Source organism: Psychromonas sp. B3M02 (assembly GCF_003318165.1).
In the GTDB taxonomy this organism is placed as follows: domain Bacteria; phylum Pseudomonadota; class Gammaproteobacteria; order Enterobacterales; family Psychromonadaceae; genus Psychromonas.
Genome location: NZ_QOCB01000130.1, coordinates 2,366 through 4,148 on the forward strand (window position 1 = coordinate 2,366; position 1,783 = coordinate 4,148).

The window sequence follows — 1,783 nt, forward strand, 5'->3', positions numbered from 1 at the left end:
TTTGCTTAAGCAGGCTGAACAGTTAATTTAATACCCATAAAGTGTTTGATAATAGGGTAATAACGGCTAGTGAGTGCTAGCCGTTAATTGCAATGGTTATACTTTTTCTAAGTAAATCATGATCGCCGATTCTGGGTCAAGAATAGGCAAAGTCAATCCAATATACTTCAGACTATCACCACTTAAGGTAATGGTTTTTTCAAGCCAAGCAGGGCGTTGTTTCATTAATTGGAAACTAGCCTCAGACGTTTCTACCATAGTCACTCGGTAGCTCGCATTACTATCAAGGTATTCGATACGTAAAGGCGAAGGTAACGCATAGTCCGGCATGGTTAATTGACAAACTGTTATTAATGAAGCTTGATCATTATATACCCCGTAGATATTTTGATGTTTATCAGGTGTATCCAAGCGCACATGCTGACCCGTATGTAATAGCGTGCGATATTGTTTATGCAAGGCGATATATTTTGTAAAGGCTTCTCTTTCTTCTTCTGATACTTGCAGTGGGTCAAGCTCAACGCCCATATGCCCACCTAATGCAGTAATACCGCGCATGTTGATATGATGGCGTCGATTCGTTGAATGACACTCCTCAGGGCCGATATGTGCGCCCATCACCTCTGGTGGAAAAAAGTAGCTCATACCACGCTGAATGGCTTGGCGCTCTAATGCATCATTACAATCTGACGCCCAGAAACGATGGGTACGCTTGAGGATCTCAAAGTCGATTCGACCACCACCAGATGCACAAGACTCTATTTCTACTTTTGGATGTGCGGCTAATAATTGGTCTAGTAATCGGTATAAAGCCTTAGTTTGACCATGTATAGCCGCTTTACCTTGATGCCCAGGTTGCACTATTTCACGGTTCATATCCCACTTTAAGTAGGCAATGTTGTATTTTGATAACAGGCTATCAAGACGCTCAAAAAGGTAATCAAAACAGGCTGGGTTTTGTAGATCTAACAGGTATTGCCAACGCCCTGATGGTTGCTCATAACCGGGTAAAGCTAATAGCCATTCAGGATGTTCGCGGTACAAGTTAGAGTCTTTACTGATCATTTCAGGCTCAACCCAAAGTCCAAACTCCATGCCTTGTTGATTAACATGATCAATCACTGGCTCTAGACCATTGGGGTATTTAGTTTGATCAAGGTACCAATCACCTAATGAGGTACGATCATCATCACGACCAATAAACCAACCATCATCAATGATAAAGCGTTCAACACCCATGGCTGCGGCTTCAGTGGCCATCTTCATGATATAGTCTGGATCGTGTTTAAAGTAAATCCCTTCCCAGGTATTAAGATGTACAGGGCGAGGTTTATCAGTTGGAAAGCTAATAATATTAGCGCGTACAAAACGGTGGAATTTATCAGAAATACCATTTAAACCGTTGTCACTATAAGTGGCATATAACCAAGGTGTTGTATATTGCTGTGCAGGAGCTAGGCTGGTTTCACCAGCAAATAATAGTTCGCCTGCTTGTACAAAACGACGACCATCACTTTTAACATCTGCACGTAATTGATGGTTACCACTCCAACCTAGGTGGAAACCCCATACTTGACCCTGTTGCTCATTAAAATGCTCTGTCCCTACAAATAGGCCTGGGAAATTCTCATGGGAAGTTCTGCCACGACGGTTCTCTTGAATCAAACCACCATGAGTAAATGGTTGACGGTGTGTTTGAAATTCTCGGGTCCAGCGACCATAAAAAGACATCAGCTCATTGGCGTAGTTTGGGACTGGCAAGGTTGAGGCAAGCTTAGTTAGT

General features: G+C 42.6%; 1 protein-coding gene. It reads right to left on the reverse strand.

The genetic code is table 11. The annotated features are described in order from the left end of the window. Positions 1-96 precede the first annotated feature (96 nt). Positions 97-1,783: alpha-galactosidase (locus tag DS885_RS14535; protein WP_147232365.1), on the reverse strand; the 1,687-nt coding region annotated here is incomplete at its 5' end.